The sequence below is a fragment of the Acidovorax sp. FJL06 genome, assembly GCF_003852545.1.
GTDB lineage: Bacteria > Pseudomonadota > Gammaproteobacteria > Burkholderiales > Burkholderiaceae_C > Acidovorax.
In genome coordinates this window covers 1-948 of the sequence record NZ_QAJR01000100.1, presented here as the reverse complement: position 1 = coordinate 948, position 948 = coordinate 1, and the positions used below count along the sequence as shown (strand labels likewise).

1 protein-coding gene and 1 pseudogene are annotated in these 948 nt (G+C 66.1%); one reads left to right on the top strand and one right to left on the bottom strand.

Annotated elements, in window-relative coordinates; all coding sequences use genetic code 11:
- Positions 1–231: pseudogene (locus DBV10_RS23270) on the bottom strand (hypothetical protein); the annotation flags it as partial.
- A 192-nt stretch (positions 232–423) separates the two neighbouring features.
- Between DBV10_RS23270 and DBV10_RS22660 the strand changes: the two are divergent.
- A partial coding sequence (locus DBV10_RS22660; RefSeq protein ID WP_148090353.1) for an alpha/beta hydrolase occupies positions 424–948 on the top strand: 525 nt, incomplete at its 3' end.

The following is a 948-nucleotide window of genomic DNA, read 5'->3' as shown; positions in this document are numbered from 1 at the left end:
CAGCACCCGCTCGCCCAGCCGGTTGCGCACGCTGATGGCATAGCGCGCACCGGGCCGCCCAGCCACCCAGTATTCGCCCTGGGCGTAGTGCACCGGCAGCGTGGCGCCGGTGTCGCGGTCCACGATGGTCACGTCGGCCAGGTGGCCAATGGCCTGGGCGGGGAGGTGGGCCAGGCCCAGCAGTGTGGCCAGGGCGGTGATGGCGGGGAGGGTGAAGGCACGGGGTTTCATGGCAGCTCCATCAAAAAAGTGGTGGTGCTGGGTGAAACGAACGGGGCGGGTGGATGGGGTTAAACCGATCGCAAAAAAGGGCCAAAGACCTGATGGCGGTGGAAAATTGGTGCTTTTTAGATGATTTGGCGATTAAATAACAAAAATTAAGTCGTTTGGGTTTTAAAGAGCGGCTCGCAGAATGCCAACCCTGTGACCCCTAACACTTCCATCATCATCGTCCCCGGCTGGCGGGACTCGGGCCCCGGCCACTGGCAGAGCCTGTGGGCCGAGCGCCTGCCCAACGCGCGCCGTGTGGTGCAGGACGACTGGATCACGCCCACGCGCTCGGCCTGGGTGAGCCAGTTGGAGAAGACCGTGCTGGCCGCGCCCCACCCCGTGGTGATCGTGGCGCACAGCCTGGGTTGCATTGCCACCAACCACATGGGCCCGGAGGCTGCGGCCAAGGTGTGCGGTGCGCTGCTGGTGGCGCCCGCCGACCCGGAGCGCCGCGCCGTCTTGAGCGACTTTGCGCCCGTGCCCTATGCCGCGCTGCCCTACCGCAGCATCGTGGTGGCCAGCAGCAACGACCCGTATTGCCCGATCCGTCTGGCGGGCGCCTATGCCCGCGCCTGGGGCAGCGAGTTTGTGCGCATGCAGAGCGCAGGCCACATCAACATCGAATCCGGCCACGGCGAGTGGCCTTTGGGCTGGGCGCTGCTGCAGTCGCTGGAAGGC